This window comes from Nocardioides sp. (genome assembly GCF_050699375.1).
GTDB lineage: Bacteria > Actinomycetota > Actinomycetes > Propionibacteriales > Nocardioidaceae > Nocardioides.
Map to the genome: position 1 here is coordinate 1 of NZ_JBOHDN010000198.1, position 19,783 is coordinate 19,783.

A 19,783-nucleotide genomic window follows, 5' to 3' on the forward strand; every position below is an offset into this window, starting at 1 on the left:
AGACGGCTCATCCTGACGAGCCGACTCGACGCGAAATCCCGTCACAACGAGCCGACTCGGCGTGGGGCTGGTTCAGCCGGCGCGGTGCCGGCGCTGCCACCAGCGTCGCCTCGGCGTAGCGGGCTCCTCGTCCAGCTCGGCGGCCGCGGCGGCGAAAGAGTCACGCAATGAGGGATAGACGAGCTCGATCTGGGGATGCTCGACGAGCGTCTGGGCGATCCGGCGGGTGAGCCGCTTGCCGACGGTGGCGATGTGCTGGACGACGGCGTCGATCTCGTCCTCGGTGAGGTGCTGCGGGTGGTAGGGCTTCGGTGTCTGCTTCCGCAGCAGCTCCCGCATCGGTTCGAGGGCCTCGATGTCATACCTCGACGCCAGCGCGTGCAGCTCGTCGTCGGCCGTCTTCCGGAGCCGCTCGTAGTCTGCGGGCGGGATCAGCGTGTAGCTCGTCGGTCCGAGCGGGCAGGACTGGAGATGGACGTCGAGACGCTCCTGCAGCTGCGGCCCGAGAGGGAGAGCGTTCAGAGCGCGCTTGATCTCGAGCGCATGCAGCGAATAGGAGAGATTGACCTTCTCCAACGACAGGTCGCCGAGCTCGGCGGCGTCGATCCCGGCCGTATGCAGCAGATCGGTGAGCAGGTTCTCGCCGACGAAGAGATCTGGAAGGTAGGGCCGGAGCACGAGCCGGGAGCGCACCGCCTCGGAGCCGAGCGCGTTGTAGAGATGCTCGTGGCCGAGCCAGCCGCCGTACGCATCAGGGGCCGCGGCGAAGGCGTCGACGTGATCGAGCCGCTTGACCCGCTGGTTGTAGTCCGACTCCAGGAAGGCGAGGGGATCGCGGACGTACAGGACGAACCTGGTCTGCGGCGGCATCAGCTCCGCCAGCCCGGGCAGCTCGGGGAGGAAGGCCTCGGAGGAGAGCAGCAGTGTGTGGCAGCCGCTGGCCTCGAAGTCCTCGAGGGTCTTCGTGACCTCTCGCGAGGAGGCGACGAAGAGATGGCCGGAGCGCTCCATGAGCGACCCGGCGTTGCCGGCGCTGATGCCGTTCTTGTCGATGCGGTGCTGGGGGTAGAAGATGCCGGCCCGCGAAAGTCTCTCCGTGTTGGCGCTGAAGAAGGCCTGGACGGCGGACGTGCCGGTCTTCGGGAGGCCGGCGTGGACGACGATGGACTTCACAGGGACCGATCCGGGTAGGTGTCAGGGTGCCCGACGCGGTCGACCTGCGAGATGTCGGGGATGGCACGGAGGGCGACCTACACCGTATCGACTCTCGCCTGTCGGGCAACTCTGCCGATCAAGCGACCCGCTCAGACCTCGTCAGCGCAGGACTCGTCAGCTCCGGCGCCGCTGCCACCAGCGCCGCCGAGGCTCGACCGGCACGGCGTCCAGGGTCGCGACGGCTCGGGCGAAGGAGTCGCGCAGCGATGGATAGGGCAGCTCGATCTCGGGGTGCTGCTCGAGAGACGCGGCGATCCGACGGGTGAGCCGCTTGCCGACCTTGGCCAGATGTCCGACGACCGCGTCGACCTCCGCCTCCGTCAGCGACTGCGGACAGTAGGGCCGCGACGGCAGGTCGTGGAGCTTCTGCCGCAGCGGCTCCAGCGAGTCGATGGCGTACTTCACGGAGAGCTCGCGGAGCTCTTCGTCGGCCTGCTTCCGGAGCCGGTCGTAGTCGGCGGGCGGGATCAGCGAGTAGGAGGTCGGACCCAGCGGGCAGGACTGGAGGCGCATGTCGAGCCGCTCGTTGAGCTCGTTGCCCAGCGGCAGCGCGTTGAGCGCGCGCTTGATCTCGAGCGCGTGCAGCGAGTAGGAGGTGTTGACCCGCTTCAGCTCCAGGCCGGTGAGCTGGGAGGTGTCGATCCCGGCGGCGTGCAGCAGATCGGTGAGCAGGCTGCCGCCGACGAAGAGGTCGGAGTGGTAGGGCCGCAGCTCGGACCGGGTCCGCGCCGTGTCCGAGAGGAGTGCGTTGTAGAGGTGCTCGTGGCCGAGCCAGCCGCCGTACGCGTCGCCGTCGGGCAGGAACTCGTGCAGCTGCGGGATCCGCTTGACCCGCTGGTTGTAGTCGGACTCCAGGAAGGCGAGGGGATCTCGGACGTACATGACGAAACGGGTGTGCGCCGGAAGCGCCTCGGCCAGGTTGGGCAGCTCGGGGAGGAACGCCTCGGAGGAGAGCAGCATCGTGTGGCAGCCGCTGGCCTCGAAGTCGGCGAGGGTGCCCTCGATCTGGCTGGGCGAGGTGACGAAACGAGGCCCGGATCGCTCCATGAGGGATCCGGCATTGCCGGCGCTGATGCCGTTCTTGTCCAGGTAGTGCCAGGGGTAGAAGACCCCCGCGCTCGCGAGCTGCTCGGTGTTGTGGTGGAGCCAGGCCTGGACGGCGGAGGTGCCGGTCTTGGGCAGGCCGGAATGTACGACGATCGACTTCACGCAGGTCCGATCAGATAGGCAATCAGATTGCCCTGCGGCGACAACCGGTCAAACCGGGTGGGGGATGTGCTGAGGGTGCGCCCAATCTAGCGAGGTTTCCCGCAGCCGTCCTCTTTACGCCAGGTATCCCAGACTGCGGATGCGCCCGATCTCGTCGCGCAGCTCGTCATGATCGGCGTTGTCGGCCGCCCGGCCACCGGCCACGTAGTGGCTGTCCTCGGCCGCGGTGCCGTCATAGACCACCGTGAACCGATGCCCGACACCCGCGTTGATGAGCCCGCCGAGCAGCGCCACCGGATCGGAGCGGTCCTCCAGCGACAGCACCCGGGTGGTCTCCGGCACCCGCGGCGCTGCCGCGCCGGGAGCACCCACGGTGACCACCTGATCCACGACGTACGCAGCCCCGGCCGTCGTGGCGATCGCGACCGCCGCGGTGCCTCCCGCCGCCGCACCGACGAGCATCACGTGCGAGTCGGCGGCGACCGCCTCCTCGATGGCGCGCGACGCGGCGGTGATGTAGTCGGAGAGGTCACCGGAGACGAGCCGCAGCCGCCGGCTGCCGGCGTAGGGGCCCGGAAGGTAGGCGATGTAGCGCCCGGCGGTGACCTCGTGGACCGCGACGCTGGTCTCGGTGGCCTCGAGGTTGCGGATCAGCTCCTCGACGGTGTGTGGGGTGCCGACCGTAGCGGTGCCGCCAGTAGGGGCGTTGTCGTCGGCGGAGCCGACCAGCGCACCGCCGACGTCGCGCAGCGCGTGACCCGCGTCGGCTGCGAACGTGTCGATGCCGGCGGCCCGCAGCGCGCCGGCGGTCGCCGCCTCGGCGTCCGCCCCGCGCGGGAAGTCGGCGGTGAGCAGGGAACGCAGCTCGAGCGACTCGAGCAGCCCACCGCCGGTGGCGATGTGGTCCATCAGCTCGGGGTGACCCTTGGCGAGCTCGCCGAGATAGGCGGTGACGCCCTCGCGGTCGAGCGAGTCGGTCTCGATCAGGCCGGCCGAGAGCAGCGACCCGCCGAGCTCGACCTCGGGTGCGAGGTAGTCGAGCGCGTTGGCCGCGATCGTGCCCAGGTTGCGGCGGGCGGCGGCCTGGAGGTCGTCGATCCAGCGGTAGGTCTGCACCGTCGCCCGCACCGAGAGCGCGTCCGCGTCGAGCTCCTTGCCGAGGCCGAGGAGGCCGCCCTTCTCGGCGGTCGCGTTGCGGATCTCCTCCTCGGCGGGCTCCCAGGTCCTCGGGGCGAGCTCGGCGGAGGAGGTGACGTCCTCGTCCCTGAGGATCTCGGCGCCGAGCTCGGCCCAGTCGCGCAGCTGGGACCCGGCCTCGCCGATGGAGCTGGCCAGACCGAGGATCTGGTCGTACTTGTCATCGGGCGCCGCGCTCGGTGGTGCCGAGTCGGGCGCGCCGCTCGGGAGCGGGCCGAGACGGTCCATCGGGCCGTTGGTTGAGCTTGGGCTGTTGGCTGAGTCGTTCATCGGGCCACCTCCGCGAGAACAGGGGCAAGGTCAGCGGCGAGCTCTGAGGGCTCGACGCTGGTGATCAGCAGGGTCAGCTCGCCATCGAGCGACTCCGTACGCATCGAGCGCCAGCCGTCGTTGACCAGCGACCAGGAGACGGTGCCGATCAGCGGGTTCTCCGGATCGACGGTCGTGGCGACCACGGCTCGCAGGCGGCCGTGGGTCTCGGTGGACAGCGCCTCCAGGGCGCTCGCCACGACGACGTCGCCCTCGGTCAGGACGGGCACCAGGTCGCCTCGTCCGGTGCGCAGCGCCTCGAAGACGGCGTCGGCGACGGCGAACGGCACCTCCAGCTGCTCGGGCACCGACGAGGTCGTCCGGGTGGTCTCGCCCGGCAGCGTCGCGGTGCGGCCGAGCTCGGCCGCCCAGGCTGCCGAGGGATACCAGGAGAGCTCGAAGACGAGCCCGTCCACGGTGGCCAGCGACGCGGCCGCGTCCCCCTTCTGCCGGTGCCAGGCGTGACCCCGCCAGTCGTCGACGACGACATCGAGGTCGACGACAAACTCCGGTGTCGCCAGGAGCCCGAGGGCACCGGCGATCCCGGCGTCGAGGGTGCCCTCGGCGTCGAGCAGGTCCCGGCGCCGCAGCGAGGCGGCGCCATCACCGAACCCGGTGACGGCGCGAGCCAGGGCGTCGGCCTCGGCTGCCGCGCGCGAGTGACCCAGTCGGGCGTCGAGCCCGCCATCTCGATGGGTGGAGACCTCGAACGGGAGCGGTGCCCCGATGGTCTCGCAGGCGTGGGTGAGCTCGGGAAGCGTCAGCCCGACTCGGCGGGGCACCCCGGCCCAGGGTTCGGTCGGCGCGCTCGGCGCGGGACCCAGGTCGATCGTGGTCATCGAAGGGTGACCTCCAGCCAGTCCTTGTGGCCCGATTCAGGGGCCTCGAATCCGTCGAGCCCGCCGTCGGCGACCAGCACCGCGGCGCGGGCCTCGGCGTCGGCGATCTGCTCCTTGAGCAGGTCGACCTGCTTGAGATGCTTGGCCAGTGTGTCGGCCGCACGATCATGCTGCGCGCCCGCGCTTCGCAGCGCGGTGGCACGCTCCTTCATCCGCCCACGGAGGGACTCGGCGGCCCGGCCGTGCCACGGCACGGCCTCTGCCTGCGCCACCAGCTTGTCGGCACTCGCACGGATGTCGTCCGCCTGCTCACGCAGCCGGTTCACCCGGCGACGGATCACGTCGCTCTCGCCGTACATTTCCCTCCTCGGACAGGTGTCTCTGATCGTCCTACCCGCTCACGAGGTTTCTAAACACAAAACCTCGAACTTTCTCAGAACTTGATGCGAGACAGTTGTCGCCGAGCACCGACCTGGGTGGCGAAGGGGCACAGTTCGGGCACGACCAGAGGTACAGCAACTAGCTGACCAGAGGTACAGCAGATGCTCCGTGAATCGTTCAGCTGGACGCCTGGGTCCGTGATCGCCGCATCGACACTCTCACCTGAGAACGGTGGCGAGGCGGTCGAGGCCCTGCTCGATCTCGTCGGTGGAGCCGGCGAAGGAGAGACGTACGAAGCGGTGGCCGTCGATGGGGTCGAAGTCGATCCCGGGCGCTATCGCGACGCCGGTGCGGTCGAGGACCTGGTGGCACCAGGCCATGGTGTCGTCGGTCCAGCGGCTGACATCGGCGTAGACGTAGAACGCGCCGTCGGCCGGCGCCATCTCGGTGACACCGAGCCCGCCGAGGCCGTCCAGCAGCAGGCGACGGTTGGTGGTGTAGCGGGTCGCGTGGCCATCGAGCTCGGCATAGGAGTCCGGCGTGAACGCCGCGACCGCGGCGTGCTGGGCCAGGGCCGGAGGGCAGATGGTGAAGTTGCCGACCAGGACGTCGATCGCGCGCCGCAGATGAGCCGGCGCGAGCAGCCAGCCGATGCGCCAGCCGGTCATCGAGAAGTACTTGGAGAACGAGCCGAACACCACGGCATCGCGCGAGGTCTCCCAGGCGCTGCGCCCACGGCCTCCAGAATCCGGCACGGCGCTCTCGGCGTACGTCAGGCCGTGGTAGATCTCGTCGGAGATCAGCTGGATCCCGGCCTCCTCGCAGTAGCGGGCGAGCGCCGCCAACTCCGCGGGGAGCAGCATCGTGCCCGTCGGGTTCGCCGGACTGGCCACCACCAGACCCTTCAGGCCGACACGTTCATGCAGGTCGCGGACCTGTTCCACGGTCGGCTGGAAGCGCTCGGCCGCGCCGGTCGGGATCTCCACGACCTCGCACCCGAGAGCGGCGAGCACGTTTCGGTAGCAGGGGTAGGAGGGCCGCGCCATCGCTACCCGGTCCCCGGTGTCGAACGCTGCCAGGAAGCTCGCCAGGAACCCGCCGCTCGCCCCGGTCGTGACGATCACGTCCTCGGGTGAGACCTCGATCCCGTGCCAGGCGCGGTGATGGGTCGCGATCGCCTGCCGCAGCTCCAGGATCCCGGTCGCGGGCGTATAGCCCAGGGGGTCCCCGCTCTGCAGCAGCCGCACCGCCTCGGCGTTGACCGGCCTCGGGGCCCCGCTCGAGGGCTGCCCCGACGTGAACGAGATGAGATCGGCGTACGTCCGCTGCCTCTGCGCCGCCCGCTCGAGCATGTCCATCACGTGAAAGGGAGGCACGTTCGCGCGTCGAGCAACAGTCAGGCGGTCCATAGGGGGAAACATTAGGATGCAGTCCCAGAGGTCAGAGGGGGACCCGGCGTCATGAGCTTCGATGTCCATCAGCTCGACCTGTTTGTGCTGGTCGGGTCGATGGTCACGCTCCTGGCGATCCTCGCCGTGCGGGTCTCGACCAAGGCCGGGCTGCCATCGCTGCTGATCTACCTGCTGATGGGCGTGGTGCTCGGTGAGTCCCTGCTCGGGATCCGGTTCGACGACGCGGCGCTCGCGCACGCGCTCGGCTTCGGCGCCCTGGCGCTGATCCTGGCCGAAGGTGGTCTGACCACGTCGTGGAAGGACGTACGTCCTGTCTTCGGTCTCGGGCTGATGCTGGCCACGGTCGGGGTGATCGTCTCGATCGGGATCGTCGCCGTGGGTGCGCACTATCTGCTCGGCCTCCCCTGGCAGCTGGCGTTCCTGCTGGGGGCGGTGACCTCGCCTACCGATGCGGCCGCGGTGTTCTCGGTGCTTCGGGTGGTGCCGCTGCCCAAGCGGCTGACCGGTGTCCTGGAGTCGGAGTCGGGGCTCAACGATGCCCCGACCGTTGTGATCGTGACGCTGATCGCCAGCGGTGCGATCGGCGAGCACCATCCGGTCGTCGTGGCCGGGATCGTGGTCGGCGAGCTGCTGCTGGGCATCGTCGTCGGGCTGGCCGTCGGCTATGGGGGAGCGTGGATGATGCGCCGCGCGGCGTTGCCGTCCGCCGGGCTCTACCCGCTGGCCGTGATGACGTTGGCGTTCCTGGCCTACGGCGGATCCGCCTGGCTGCACGGGTCGGGGTTCGCGGCGATCTATGTGGCGGCGCTGGTGCTCGGAAACTCCGACCTTCCGCACCGGGGGGCGACCAGGTCGTTCGCCGAAGGGGTTGCCTGGCTGGCCCAGATCGGGCTCTTCGTGATGCTCGGGCTGCTTCTCTCGCCGGGGCGGATCGGCCTCGACACCATCGCTCTGGCGCTGTCCGCCGGCCTGATCCTCACCTTCCTCGCCCGGCCCGCATCGGTCCTCGTCAGCACGGTGGTCGCCCGGATGTCGTGGCGGGAGACGGCGTTCGTCTCCTGGGCCGGGCTGCGTGGCGCGGTGCCGGTCGTGCTCACCACCATTCCCCTGGCCGAAGGCGTCGAGGGAGCCGAGGAGCTCTTCGACCTGGTCTTCGTGATGGTCGTCGTCTACACGCTGGTGACCGGGCCGACGCTGCCGTGGGTCGCTCGCATCCTGAACGTCGCCCGGCCGAACGACCCGCGCTCCCTCGATCTCGACGTCGCACCGCTCGAGCAGATCGCGGCCGACCTGATCCAGCTCCGGATCCCGCCCGAGTCACGTCTCCACGGCGTCGAGGTCGGCGAGCTCAGGCTGCCGTCCGGGTCGTCGGTGTCGCTGCTGATCCGCGACGGACAGACCAGCGTCCCCGAGAGCACCACAGTCCTCCGCTCCCGCGACGTGATCCTGCTGGTCGTGCCCCGCGAGCAGCGCGAGCGGGTGGAGCGGCGGCTGGAGGTGGTCAGCCGGAAGGGCCGGCTGGCCGGGTGGTTGCGCTGAGTCTGCAGCCCTACTCGACCGGCGGGCTGCAGATCGTGCCGTCGGCCTTGGCTGTGACGGTCTTCTCGCCGCCCTCGACCTCGGGGAACTTCTCGCCGGTGATGACCACGATGCCGGGGCGGTCGATCTTGGTCTCGACGATCTTCGCGTCCCCGAGCCAGCTCGCGACGAGTGCGGCGGAGGGGGCGTCCTTGTCGGGCGCCCACACCTCGACGGTCCGCAGCTTGGTGCCACGGGGCGCGTTGCCGGTGCCGCCCTTGACGAAGCCCTCGTCGACGAGGTCGGTGATCGCCCGGTTGGCCAGCCCGGCCCGCGTGCTCGCGTTGAGGACGGTGACCACCACCTGGGAGGGGTAGACCGTGTCACCCTTCTTGACCGGGGTGTCCGCGCACGGCCCCACGTCGACCTTCTGCGGGAACGGTGCGGTCATCGCCTTCCATCCCCAGGTGCCGGCCAGAGCGACCGCGACCACGAGGACGGCCAGGAGGATGAACGTACGAAGTCCGGAGAGGGCCGAGTCGAGCATGTCTCCGAGCCTAACCGCTGCTAGCCGAGGCTGTGCACCCGCGCGTGCAGCACGTTGCGCTGCTGGAGAGCCGCGCGGAGCGCGCGGTGCAGCCCGTCCTCGAGGTAGAGCTCGCCGTTCCACTCCACGACGTGAGCGAAGAGATCGCCGAAGAACGTCGAGTCCTCGTTGAGCAGAGCCACCAGCTGAAGGGTGTCCTTCGTGGTCACCAGCTCGTCGAGACGGACCGTCCGAGGAGGCAGCGCGGCCCACCCCTTGGTCGACAGACCATGGTCAGGGTAGGGGCGAGAGTCGCCGACACGCTTGAAGATCACCCTCGTGACTGTATCGCCCCCGGGACAATTCCCAACACGCGACTTGGTTCCGGCAGGGGATCGCCGACCGCTCGAATACCCGGGGGCAGGTCCGGGCGACACCCTCCTTCGGCTCGCCGGACACGTCGTCGAACGCCGCTCGTTTCGACGCCTTATCGGGCGCTCGAGTCGTAGAGTCGGCGCATGACGGATGCTGCAGCTCTCTCAGAAGCGGTCGGGCCCGGCTACCAGTTCGAGGGCGCTGCCCTCGAGCTCGGAGGGCTGATGGCGGACGCCGAGACGTTGACGGAAACACCGATCCGCATCCCGCTGGGGATGCTGAACAGGCACGGTCTGGTCGCGGGTGCGACCGGCACCGGAAAGACCAAGACCCTCCAGCTGCTGGCCGAGCAGCTCTCCGCCGCAGGTGTCCCCGTGTTCGCCGCCGACATCAAGGGCGACCTCTCCGGGCTCGCCACCCCGGGCACGGAGAGCGAGAAGCTGACCGCCAGGGCGTCCTCCGTCGGGCAGGCCTGGCAGGCGCGTGGCTTCCCGGTCGAGTATTTCGCGCTCGGTGGCGAGGGCACCGGCATCCCGGTCCGGGTCACCGTCGAGACCTTCGGGTCGACGCTGCTCTCGAAGGTGCTCGAGCTCAACGAGACCCAGGAGTCCTCGCTCGGTCTCGTCTTCCACTACGCCGAGAAGGCCGGGCTGAAGCTGATCGGGCTCGACGACCTGCGGGCGGTGCTGCAGTGGCTGGTCTCCGACGAGGGCAAGGCCGATCTCAAGGGCCTGGGTGGCCTCTCCTCCTCGACGGCAGGAGTGATCCTGCGTACGCTCATCGCCTTCACCGACCAGGGCGCGGACGAGTTCTTCGGCGAGCCCGCGTTCGCGGTGAGCGACTTCGTCCGGATGGACGGGGAGACCGGGATCATCTCGCTGCTCGAGCTGCCCAACCTGCAGGACCGGCCGGCGATCTTCTCTACCTTCCTGATGTGGCTGCTCTCCGAGCTCTTCCGGTCGCTGCCCGAGGTCGGCGACGTCGACAAGCCGAAGCTGGTCTTCTTCTTCGACGAGGCGCACCTGCTCTTCAACGACGCCTCCGACGCGTTCCTCGACCAGATCACCAACACGGTGCGGCTGATCCGCTCCAAGGGGGTGGGCGTCTTCTTCGTCACCCAGAAGCCGACCGACGTCCCCGACGACGTGCTCGGTCAGCTCGGCTCGCGCATCCAGCACCAGCTGCGGGTCGCGACGCCCAACGACGCCAAGGCGCTGAAGGCGAGCGTCAACACCTACCCGACCTCGTCCTACGACGACCTCGGCGCCGTCATCCAGACGCTCGGGATCGGCGAGGCGATCGTGACCGTGATGAACGAGCGGGGTGCGCCGACTCCGGTCGCGTGGACCCGGCTGCGGGCACCGGAGTCGCTGATGGCCCCGACCGAGGCAGCGACCATGGAGGCCGCGGTCGAGGCCTCTCCGCTCGCGGCGAAATACTCCACGGCCGTCGAGGTCGACTCGGCTGCCGACCAGCTCGAGGCGAAGAGCGCCGCGGCCGCTGCCACCGAGAAGGCGGAGGCCGAGGAGAAGGCGGCAGCGAAGAGGTCGGCGCCCAAGAAATCGTCGGGCTCGCGCAAGCAGTCTCGCGACGACGACTCGATGATCGAGTCGGTGGTGAAGTCGACCGCTTTCAAGCAGGCAGCCCGCACCGCCGCGCGGGAGATCGTCAGGGGAATCTTCAAGCGACGCTGACCTTTTCCCGTCTCGATCCGTGTCGCGCGCCACAATTACGGACTGGGGATAGCGCGACGCCGGTCTAGTCCTTATCGTCTATTCATGCCCGACCTTCTCCTCCGGAACGTACGCATCGTTCCGATCTCTCCTCGGGCCGACGCGCCCGCTGGGATTGTTGACGTGCTCGTCGTCGACGGCGTGGTTTCCGCGGTCGGAGAAGGCCTTTCCAGACCGGTCGGGGTCGAGGCGTACGACGCCGGCGGCCGCTGGCTCGTTCCGGGTCTGTGGGACGCCCACACCCACCTCGCCCAGTGGACGCTGGGGGCCAGCCGGCTCGACCTGCGCGGCACCCGATCGCCGGCCGAGGCGCTGGCGCTGGTCGCAGCCGCCGCGCGCCAGGTCGAGCCGGGCGAGGCGATCATCGGGATGGGCCACTCGGCCGGCACCTGGGATCGCTGGGGCACCGTCGCCGAGCTCGACTCGGTCACCGGCGGCGTACCCGCGATCCTGGTCAACCACGACTTCCACCACGCCTGGCTGAACACCGCCGCGCTCGACGCCGTGGAGCTGCCGCGCCGCGACGACATGGTGGAGGAGATGGAGTGGTTCGAGGCCTATCCGCGGGTCGCGGAGCTCTTCGAGACCACCGGGAGCACGCCCGCGGCCTACCGCAGGATGCTGACCCGGACCGCCGCACTCGGGGTGGTCGGGATGACCGACTTCGAGGTCGGCGTCCGGCTCTACGACTGGAGGACGCGGTGGGAGGCCGGCTGCGACCTGCTCCGCATCCGGGTCGCGACGTACGCCGACCAGCTCGACGACCCGATCGCCGAGGGGCTGTGCACTGGGGACCCGTTGCTCCCGGGCGACGATCGTCTGACGATGGGGCCGCTGAAGATCATCAGCGACGGGTCGCTGGGCACGCGGACCGCGTGGTGCTGCGATCCGTACGCCGACGACCCGGACAGCTGCGGGGCACCGAACCAGTCACCCGACGAGCTGCGGGGCCTGCTGGGGAAGGCGTACGCCGCCGGCCTCGAGGTGTCGACGCACGCGATCGGCGACCGCGCCGTGTCGGAGGCACTGGCTGCGTACGCCGAGACGGGCGCCCGCGGGAGGATCGAGCACGCCCAGCTCGTACGCCGCGAGGACCTGCAGATGATGGCCCGGCTCGGGATCACCGCGTCCGTGCAGCCCGCGCACATCCTCGACGACCGCGAGATGACCGAGGGCCTCTGGCCGGGGCGTGAGGACCGCTGCTTCGCGACCCGCTGGATGCTCGACGCCGGGGTCCCGATCGTTCTCGGCTCGGACGCACCGGTCGCACCGCTCGACCCGTGGTTGGCGATCGCGGCGGCCGTCGGACGCTCGCGTGACGGCAGGCAGCCCTGGCATCCCGAGCAGGCGCTGACCGTCCAAGAGGCTCTGGTCGCCTCCGTCAACGGGCAGCCGACGGTCGGCGTCGGGTCCCTCGGCGACCTGGCCGTGCTCGACATCGACCCGCTCCGCGCCTCTGTCGCGGACCTGGCCGCGATCGCCCGCGGGGGCGTGGTGCTGACCACCGTCGGTGGGCGGGTCGTCCACCGGTCTTAGAAGCCGAAGGCCCGGCCCCATCGGGGCCGGGCCTTCGTCGTCCTTCGCGTCTGCCCGGGGCAAAGCTCCGGGCAGGGCTCAGGCTGACCAGCGAACCGAGTCGTCGACGAAGTCGGCGAACACGTGAACGCCGCGCAGGTCCTGACGCTCTTCCATGAGCTTGGTCAGGGCACTGGCGTGCCGGAACTTGAGGTTGTAGCCATGCTGGATGGCACTGTCCACCTCACGCTCGGTTGCGATGAGTGTTTCCATCGAGGTCCCCCCTGCAACGGATAGGCGTACATCGTGAATGAACGCATGTCCCCGATCCCTCGAGTGCCCCAGCACCCACGGCCCCGAAGCCATGCATCAGAAGCATCCCGCCCCAAGGTCGCGAGCAGGTTGTTTGAACGTTACAAGCCGGTTTCGGTAAAAGAAATGCCTGTCGACCCCTCTGGCAGAACCTGCCGAGCGATAGGGCCGAATCTCGCTAGACAAAGGCGATGCGTGGCGGGCGAAGACGGTCAGGCGGGCGGGGGACGGAGCGACTCGACGGCCTGGCGAGCCTGCTCGAGGAGCTTCAGCGCGGCACTCGCGTCGGGCAGATCCGGTTTCGGGGACCAGAGCCGCTCGGCATCGTGGATGGGTTCGGCCCCGTCGATGATCGGGTCGAGATCGGTCACCAGCGTGCCCCGCGACGGGTCCCCGGCGAGCGCCGAACGGATCGGCTCACCGTCGATCGGGGCGGACGAGGCGATCAACGTGGCGTTGCCGAACCGCGCTCCCGCGAGCGCGGAGCCCTGCACGATCATCGCGACATGCCCGAAGACCGTACGCAGTGTGGCGAGCTCACGCCGGGTGAAGAGCAGCTCGGGGCCGGCGACGGAGTTCACTACCAGCCGGCCTTCCTCGGACAGTGCGCTGCGAGCCGCGGTCATGCACTCCAGCGATGTGAAAGCGGGCGGGATCCGGTTGCCGACGAAGATGTCGATCACGACGGCGTCGTGCCCGGACCCGGGCCGGCCATCGAGCCACGAGCGCGCCTCGGCAGTCTCCATGGTGATGCCGGCAGGGAGCGGGAACCGGGCCCGGGTGAGCTCGACGAGGGCCGGCTCGAGCTCCACCACCGTCTGCGCCGCCGCGGGCCACCGGTGCGCGACGGCGCGCGGGAGGGCCAGCAGTGCCCCGCCCAGGTGCGCGGCCCGCTGCGGAGCGCGGTCGCCGAGCGCGGCCAGCATCCACCTGATGGAGGCGAGCTTCGGCGGCTGCGCCGGATCCCCGACGTGGGACTGCGCGACGCCGTCGATCTGGATGATCCAACCGTCGTCCTTGCGTACGAGGTCGGCAGTGCTGCCGTCGGAGAAGACGATCTGCTCGGGACTTGCGTCAAGGTCCGCGGATGGCCCGGAGGGTGTTGACATAGGTCGATCCTGCCAGACACCATCGCGCCCGAGCCGGGACAGTCCGGTAGCCTTCTGGCGTTGTCGATCGGCGCCGAAAATACTCGGACATAGGGCGTGAGGAGTTCTAGCGGTGGAGATATGGGAGGTCGCCGAGCAGGACGACCGGATCGAGGGCCTCACCGCAGACGGCAAACCGGATCCTGACTACGCCGCCGCGCTCGGTCTGAAGGACGCGCCCCTCGGCCGTCGGGCGCTCGCGGCGGCCGTCGACATCCTCGTCTACGCGCTCCTGCAGGTCCCCTACCTCGTCTTCACCCTCCCGCTGCTGATCAAGCTGGTCCAGGGACGGTTCGGCTTCGCCCGCTTCCTGTCCCATCCCGACTTCCTGCTGGCCGCGATCGCGGCCGCCGCCACCACGCTGCTGACCCTGGTCTACGTCATCGTCCAGATCGTCTTCCACGGTCGCCGTGGGGTCACGCTGGGCAAGTCCATGACCGGAATCCGCTCGATCAACGTCAAGACCCTCGAGCGGCCAGGTGTCGGCAAGGCGTTCATCCGGGCGCTGGTCGTGTGGGGCCCCGCGATCGTCGTGGTCGGTCCGATCGCCTTCCTGGTCTCGCCACGGTTCGACAAGGAGGAGCGGAGCCGCGGCTGGCACGACAAGGCCGCGGACACCTGGATGGTCGACGTACGTGAGGGGCTCGACCCGTACGACGAGAAGCGCATGCGGATCGCCCGCAAGACGGTCGCCGCAGAGCCCGTCGCGGAGCGGAAGTCGCTGCCCTCGCTCAGCACGCCCAACGACAACGATGGCGGCGGCTACCGACCTTCGGGTCGAGTCAGCGCCGGTGTCCTCGGCGTGTCCCGGCCGAAGGCGAAGCGCGACGAGCCCGGAGCGGCTCCCGGCGGCTCGCTGGCGACCCCCGCTTCTGGGCCGGCCGCACCTACCCCGGTGGCACCGTCGATCCCGCCCTCGCGGGCCGTGAGCCCCCCGCCGCCTCCGACACCGACGCCGACACCGCCTCCGACCCCGACACCGCCTCCGAGCACGGGCGTGACCATGGGTGGCCCGGTCACCGGCGGACATGCGCAGCAGCAGCCTCCCGCGCAGCAGCCCCCGATGCAGCAGCAGCCCCCCGCGCAGCCGCGGGACAGGGGAGTCATGCTCAAGGTCGACTCGGGCGAGCGGATCCCGGTCGCAGGCCTGGTCCTGGTGGGCCGCGACCCGGCGCTCACGGAGAACACGCTCGGCGCACGTACGGTCTCGATCATCGACGTGTCGGTCTCGAAGACCCACATGTCGCTGCGCCCGAGCGGTGACGGCATCGAGGTCACCGACCGAGGCTCGACCAACGGCACCGTCGTGGTCCACGAGGGCGCCACCCGGCGGCTGACCGCCTGGGAGCCCGTGGTGGCCCCGGTCGGCGCGATGATCCGGTTCGGCGACCGCTCCGCACTGGTCCGGCACGCGTGACCGTGAAGCTCGACAGCGCGCGACCGATGGGTCGCCTAAGAGATCGCGCAGGTAGGGCCGCCTGCTACGCGCCGCGATACGGGCGCGCTGGCTGCGTTGTCGCCCCTCGACGGTGCAACCAGACCGCCTTCGATGCTCCGCCTTGCCAGCACACCCGTCTCGCGACGCTCGCGACGGCGCCCCTACCCGCGCAATCTCTAAGCCACATTGACGAGGGAGTCGAAGGATGAAGGTCAAGCTCACTCTGCACCGGCCCGGTGTAGCGCCCGCGGATGTGGTCGTCACCGCCGACTCCACAGCGACCGCTGGCGACGTCGCGCGGCACATCGCCGACGCGGACCCAGCACGTTCGATCATCGCCGGTGAGCATGACGTCCTGACCCTGGCGGTCGCCCCGCCGACCGCCGAGCGGATGGAGCCGCTCGAGCCCGACGTACCCATCGGTGATGCGGCGATCGGATCCGGGTTCGCCGCCGCGGTCGTGAACCTGGGGCCGGACGCCGAGACGACCGGCTCCCGGCGCAAGAGCGTCGGCGTGCTGCGGGCGATCGACGGTCCGGTGCGGGGACAGGCGTTCCCGCTGGTCACCGGCCACGCCTCGATCGGTCGTGGCCCGGAGAACGAGATCGTGCTCGCCGACCCGATGGTCTCCAAGCGGCATGCCCGCATCGAGGTGGATCGCTCGGTCGAGCTGGTCGACCTCAACTCGGCCAACGGTGTCGTCGTCGACGGCACCCAGATGCCCCGCGTACGCCTGGCTCCCGACAAGCCGGTCGTCATCGGCAGCACGACGCTCGTCATGCAGCTCTCGGCCGACTTCCTCTCCGCCGTCGAGGACCCGGTGCTCGAGCGCGGTGGCGGCCTGCTCTTCAACCGCAGCCCGCGGGTCGACGTGCGCTATCCCGGCACCGAGCACCCGCCGCCGTGGATGCCGACCGAGATGCAGAAGAAGCTCTTCCCGTGGTTCGTCCTGATCGCGCCGATCATCATGGCGCTCTCGATCTATGCGATGACCGGTAGGGCCCGCGCCCTGCTGCTCGTCGTGATGACGCCGATGATGGCCATCGGTAACTTCATCAACCAGCACCGCCAGGCCGGCGCGAAGCAGGATCACGAGATCCAGCTCTTCGAGCGGCAGTTCGAGAAGCTGGAGGAGGTCTTCTACCGCAGCAAGCCCGAGGAGGAGCTCGCTCGCAACGAGGAGGTCCCGCCGGTCGCGGAGGTCTTCGAGCAGGCGATGCAGCTCGGCCCGAGGCTGTGGACCCGCCGCCCCGAGCACTGGAACTTCCTGGCCGTACGCCTCGGCACGACCCGGGCCCCCTCGCGCAACTCGATCGCGGAGCGCGACACCCAGAACGGTCTTCCCGAGTACATCGAACGGATCGACCGTCTCCAGGAGCGCTACAAGTACGTCGACGACGTGCCGCTGCTCGAGTCGCTCCCCGCCGTCGGCTCCGTGGGCGTCGCCGGCCCGGCCGGTCCGGCCGCCGATGCGATGCGTGGACTCGCGGTGCAGCTCTTCGGCCTGCACGCGCCCAACGAGGTCGTCACCGTCGCCTTCGCCGACCCGGACTGGGTCGACGAGTTCGAGTGGCTCAAGTGGCTGCCGCACACCACCAGCGAGACCAACCGGTTCAAGGACATGCCGCTGGCCGACTCCGCGCCGACGGCGAACGCCCTGCTCAGCGCGCTGGAGGAGTTCATCATGCGCGCGGGCCGCACCGCGGAGCACCGGGGTCCGTTCGCGGAGAAGTGGAACCCGATGCAGTACGGCACCGACGTGTCCCGTGCCGGCGAGGAGACCAACGCGCGGGTGCAGGTCTCGATCGTCGTCTTCGTCACCAACGACGCACCTGTGGACCGCGCGCGCCTGGTCCAGGTCCTCGAGCGCGGAGCCGACGTCGGCGTACACGCGGTCTTCCTCTCCTCCACCGTCGAGGCACTGCCGGCGGTGTGCCGCAGCTTCATGGACGTCAGTGACGGCCTGGAGCGCGCCACGGTCGGCCTGGTCCGCAACGGTGACCTGCAGAAGGGCGTCACGGTCGAGGGTGTCTCCAACGCCTACATGGACATGTTCGCCAAGCGGCTCGCGCCGGTGGTGGACGCCAGCACCGTCGTCCACGACTCCTCCGACCTGCCGAACTCGGTCGGTTTCCTCTCCCTGGTCGGCAGCGAGGTCGCCGAGGACCCGAGCTCCGTCGTCGAGCGCTGGCGGCAGAACAACTCCATCATCGACCGCTCCGACCGTCCGCGAGGCCGGCTCAAGAAGGCCGGCAACCTCCGCGCCATCATCGGCCAGGGCGCCTCGGACGCGATGACGCTGGACCTGCGTACGCAGGGGCCGCACGCCCTCGTCGGCGGCACCACCGGTGCCGGTAAGTCCGAGTTCCTGCAGGCGTGGGTGCTCGGCATCGCCTCGGCCCACTCGCCCGACCGGGTGACCTTCCTCTTCGTCGACTACAAGGGCGGCTCGGCCTTCGCGGACTGCATCGAGCTGCCGCACTGTGTCGGTCTGGTGACCGACCTGAGCCCCCACCTCGTACGCCGTGCGCTCACCAGCCTCAAGGCCGAGCTGCACCACCGCGAGCACCTGTTCAACCGGAAGAAGGCCAAGGACCTCCTCGAGCTGGAGAAGCGTCAGGACCCGGAGTGCCCGCCCGCGCTCGTGCTGGTCATCGACGAGTTCGCCGCCCTGGCCGGTGAGGTGCCGGAGTTCGTCGACGGCGTCGTCGACATCGCCCAGCGGGGCCGTTCGCTCGGCATCCACCTGATCATGGCGACCCAGCGGCCGGCCGGTGTCATCAAGGACAACCTGCGGGCCAACACCAACCTTCGCGTCGCGCTGCGGATGGCCGACGAGACCGACTCCAAGGACGTCGTCGACGACCCGATCGCCGGGACCTTCCCGCCGTCCATCCCGGGCCGCGGCATCGCGAAGACCGGCCCCGGTCGCCTGACCCCGTTCCAGTCGGCGTACGCCGGTGGCTGGACCCGCGAGGACGAGGTGATCACCGCCGACGTGAAGGTGGCCGAGCTCAAGTTCGGTTCGATCACCGAGTGGGAGCCGGAGCGTCCGCCGGAGAGCGACTCGCACGACGAGGACCTCGGCCCCAACGACCAGAAGCGGGTCGTGACGAACCTGATCCGGGCCTCCGACGCGGCCGGGCTGATGGCCCCGCGGCGTCCGTGGCTCGATGACCTCGCCACCGTGGTCGACATGCGTGACCTGCCGCTGGAGGGTGACAGCCAGATCCTGCTGGGTCTCGCCGACATTCCGGAGCGGCAGCAGCAGAACGCGATCTACTTCTCCCCCGACCGTGACGGCTCGTTGCTCATCTTCGGGTCGTCCGGTTCGGGCAAGTCGACGCTGCTGAGGACGATCGCGACCGCTGCCGGCGCGCGCCCCGAGCTCGGCGCGGTGCAGGTCTACGGTCTCGACTTCGCCTCCGGTGCGCTGGGTGCGATCGAGCGGCTCCCGCACGTCGGCTCGATCATCAACGGTGACGACGCCGAGCGTCTGCAGCGGCTGATGCGTACGCTCGAGCGGGAGATGGACCGCCGCTCGGAGATGTTCGCCAAGGCCTCGGCCGCGAACCTCAGCGAATACCGCGACATCGCGGACGCGTCGATGCCCCGCATCCTGCTCCTGATCGACAACTACCCGGAGTTCAAGAAGGAGTGGGAGATCGCCTCCGGCCGGGCGCCGTTCTACCAGTCCTTCATGCGCGTCCTCGGTGAGGGCCGCCCGCTCGGCATCCACGCCGTGATCACCGCCGACCGCAGCGGCTCCGTGCCGACCGCGGTCTTCGCGAACATCCCGCGCCGCGTCGTCATGCGACTCTCCGACCCGAGCCAGTACGTCCTGGTCGGAGCCCCCAAGGACGTACTCAACGAGCAGTCCGCACCCGGACGCGCCGTCGTGGACAAGGCCGAGGTCCAGCTCGCCGTCCTGGGCGGCACGACCAACGTTGCCGAGCAGACCAAGGCCCTCGACGAGCTCGTCGGCCAGCTACGCGCCCAGGGCGCTCCCGAGGTCGGCGAGATCGGTGCCCTGCCGACGAAGATCGCCAGCCGGGCGCTTCCTGCCCAGGCGAACGGTCAGCCCGTCTTCGGTATCTCCGACGACACCCTGTCGGCGCGCGGCTTCGACCCGATCGGCTCCTTCATCATCACCGGTCCGCCGCAGTCGGGTAAGACGAACGCCCTCAAGGCGCTCATCGAGTCCGTCGAACGCTTCGACCCCGAGGTGAAGCTGTTCCACCTCGGCAGCCGTCGCGCCATGCTGACCGACTTCAGGCCCTGGGTACGCAGCGCCACCCGCCCCGACGACGAGAAGGCGCTCGTCACCGAGCTGGGCGAGATCGTCGCCGACGAGTCCTTCCCCGGCCGCATCATGATCGTCGCCGAGGACATGACCCACCTGGCCGACGGCCCCGCCGACCGCCCGATGCGCGCCCTGCTCCAGGCGATCAACAACAGCGACCACCTCCTCGTCGGCGACGCCGACGTCACCCGCGCCGGCGGCGGCTCGGGCGTCATGGGTGAGTGGAAGGCGTCTCGCCAGGGCATCGCCCTCAAGCCGGACACCTACGACGGCGACACGCTGTTCAAGGTCCCCTTCGGCAAGCTCAAGCGCACCGACTTCCCCGCCGGCCGCGGAATCTTCGTCCAAGCGGG

At 69.7% G+C, this 19,783-nt stretch carries 15 protein-coding genes; 5 read left to right on the forward strand and 10 right to left on the reverse strand.

The window, feature by feature from the left end:
- Positions 1-72 precede the first annotated feature (72 nt).
- The 6 genes from ACRDPS_RS14695 to ACRDPS_RS14720 all read right to left on the reverse strand — a co-directional run bounded on the left by ACRDPS_RS14695 (position 73) and on the right by ACRDPS_RS14720 (position 6,508).
- Positions 73-1,173, reverse strand: coding sequence for a hypothetical protein (locus tag ACRDPS_RS14695; RefSeq protein WP_431502392.1), 1,101 nt, complete (start codon positions 1,171-1,173; stop codon positions 73-75).
- Positions 1,174-1,329: 156 nt separating this feature from the next.
- Positions 1,330-2,424 (reverse strand): hypothetical protein, encoded by a 1,095-nt coding sequence (locus tag ACRDPS_RS14700; RefSeq protein ID WP_431502393.1) that lies wholly within the window; start codon positions 2,422-2,424, stop codon positions 1,330-1,332.
- Between the two features lie 114 nt (positions 2,425-2,538).
- Positions 2,539-3,891: a hypothetical protein gene (locus tag ACRDPS_RS14705; protein ID WP_431502394.1), complete on the reverse strand. Its 1,353-nt coding sequence runs from the start codon at positions 3,889-3,891 to the stop codon at positions 2,539-2,541.
- The gene (locus ACRDPS_RS14710; protein WP_431502395.1) at positions 3,888-4,769 is read right to left on the reverse strand and encodes a hypothetical protein; all 882 of its coding nucleotides are present in this window, start codon (positions 4,767-4,769) and stop codon (positions 3,888-3,890) included. Before ACRDPS_RS14710 ends, ACRDPS_RS14705 begins: the two co-directional genes overlap by 4 nt.
- Positions 4,766-5,128, reverse strand: a complete 363-nt coding sequence (locus ACRDPS_RS14715; protein ID WP_431502396.1) for a hypothetical protein — start codon at positions 5,126-5,128, stop codon at positions 4,766-4,768. Before ACRDPS_RS14715 ends, ACRDPS_RS14710 begins: the two co-directional genes overlap by 4 nt.
- A 240-nt stretch (positions 5,129-5,368) precedes the next feature.
- Positions 5,369-6,508 (reverse strand): aminotransferase class I/II-fold pyridoxal phosphate-dependent enzyme, encoded by a 1,140-nt coding sequence (locus ACRDPS_RS14720; protein ID WP_431502397.1) that lies wholly within the window; start codon positions 6,506-6,508, stop codon positions 5,369-5,371.
- 102 nt (positions 6,509-6,610) lie between these two features.
- On the opposite strand from ACRDPS_RS14720, the gene ACRDPS_RS14725 reads away from it, so the two are divergent.
- Complete coding sequence (locus ACRDPS_RS14725) at positions 6,611-8,101, forward strand: potassium/proton antiporter (protein WP_431502398.1); 1,491 nt, start codon at positions 6,611-6,613, stop codon at positions 8,099-8,101.
- 10 nt (positions 8,102-8,111) lie between these two features.
- Here ACRDPS_RS14725 and ACRDPS_RS14730 read toward each other — a convergent pair whose 3' ends face one another.
- Complete coding sequence (locus ACRDPS_RS14730; RefSeq protein WP_431502399.1) at positions 8,112-8,627, reverse strand: LytR C-terminal domain-containing protein; 516 nt, start codon at positions 8,625-8,627, stop codon at positions 8,112-8,114.
- A gap of 20 nt (positions 8,628-8,647) precedes the next feature.
- Positions 8,648-8,941, reverse strand: coding sequence for a type II toxin-antitoxin system VapB family antitoxin (locus ACRDPS_RS14735; RefSeq protein WP_141782436.1), 294 nt, complete (start codon positions 8,939-8,941; stop codon positions 8,648-8,650).
- Between the two features lie 183 nt (positions 8,942-9,124).
- Between ACRDPS_RS14735 and ACRDPS_RS14740 the strand changes: the two genes are divergently transcribed.
- Positions 9,125-10,675, forward strand: coding sequence for a helicase HerA-like domain-containing protein (locus ACRDPS_RS14740; RefSeq protein ID WP_431502400.1), 1,551 nt, complete (start codon positions 9,125-9,127; stop codon positions 10,673-10,675).
- Between the two features lie 84 nt (positions 10,676-10,759).
- A complete protein-coding gene (locus tag ACRDPS_RS14745; RefSeq protein WP_431502401.1) occupies positions 10,760-12,250 on the forward strand; it encodes an amidohydrolase family protein in 1,491 nt (496 codons plus the stop codon).
- A gap of 78 nt (positions 12,251-12,328) precedes the next feature.
- Here the strand turns inward: ACRDPS_RS14745 and ACRDPS_RS14750 are convergent, their stop codons facing one another.
- The gene (locus ACRDPS_RS14750; RefSeq protein ID WP_431502402.1) at positions 12,329-12,502 is read right to left on the reverse strand and encodes a hypothetical protein; all 174 of its coding nucleotides are present in this window, start codon (positions 12,500-12,502) and stop codon (positions 12,329-12,331) included.
- 251 nt (positions 12,503-12,753) lie between these two features.
- Positions 12,754-13,650, reverse strand: coding sequence for a spermidine synthase (locus ACRDPS_RS14755; protein WP_431502403.1), 897 nt, complete (start codon positions 13,648-13,650; stop codon positions 12,754-12,756).
- 112 nt (positions 13,651-13,762) lie between these two features.
- On the opposite strand from ACRDPS_RS14755, the gene ACRDPS_RS14760 reads away from it, so the two are divergent.
- Together ACRDPS_RS14760 and ACRDPS_RS14765 are read left to right on the forward strand one after the other, a co-directional pair.
- On the forward strand, positions 13,763-15,106 hold the full coding sequence (locus tag ACRDPS_RS14760) for an RDD family protein (protein WP_431502404.1): 1,344 nt from the start codon (positions 13,763-13,765) through the stop codon (positions 15,104-15,106).
- A 226-nt stretch (positions 15,107-15,332) separates the two neighbouring features.
- The coding region (locus ACRDPS_RS14765; RefSeq protein WP_431502405.1) for an FtsK/SpoIIIE domain-containing protein at positions 15,333-19,783 on the forward strand (4,451 nt) is incomplete at its 3' end.

What these genes read in the sequence shown, in the direction of transcription:
- ACRDPS_RS14710 (WP_431502395.1), bottom strand. Translation starts at nt 4,769, where the DNA reads ATGACCACGATCGACCTGGGTCCCGCGCCGAGCGCGCCGACCGAACCC.
- ACRDPS_RS14730 (WP_431502399.1), bottom strand. Translation starts at nt 8,627, where the DNA reads ATGCTCGACTCGGCCCTCTCCGGACTTCGTACGTTCATCCTCCTGGCC.
- ACRDPS_RS14750 (WP_431502402.1), bottom strand. Translation starts at nt 12,502, where the DNA reads ATGGAAACACTCATCGCAACCGAGCGTGAGGTGGACAGTGCCATCCAG.
- ACRDPS_RS14740 (WP_431502400.1), top strand. Translation starts at nt 9,125, where the DNA reads ATGACGGATGCTGCAGCTCTCTCAGAAGCGGTCGGGCCCGGCTACCAG.
- ACRDPS_RS14755 (WP_431502403.1), bottom strand. Translation starts at nt 13,650, where the DNA reads ATGTCAACACCCTCCGGGCCATCCGCGGACCTTGACGCAAGTCCCGAG.
- ACRDPS_RS14715 (WP_431502396.1), bottom strand. Translation starts at nt 5,128, where the DNA reads ATGTACGGCGAGAGCGACGTGATCCGTCGCCGGGTGAACCGGCTGCGT.
- ACRDPS_RS14745 (WP_431502401.1), top strand. Translation starts at nt 10,760, where the DNA reads ATGCCCGACCTTCTCCTCCGGAACGTACGCATCGTTCCGATCTCTCCT.
- ACRDPS_RS14725 (WP_431502398.1), top strand. Translation starts at nt 6,611, where the DNA reads ATGAGCTTCGATGTCCATCAGCTCGACCTGTTTGTGCTGGTCGGGTCG.
- ACRDPS_RS14720 (WP_431502397.1), bottom strand. Translation starts at nt 6,508, where the DNA reads ATGGACATGCTCGAGCGGGCGGCGCAGAGGCAGCGGACGTACGCCGAT.
- ACRDPS_RS14705 (WP_431502394.1), bottom strand. Translation starts at nt 3,891, where the DNA reads ATGAACGACTCAGCCAACAGCCCAAGCTCAACCAACGGCCCGATGGAC.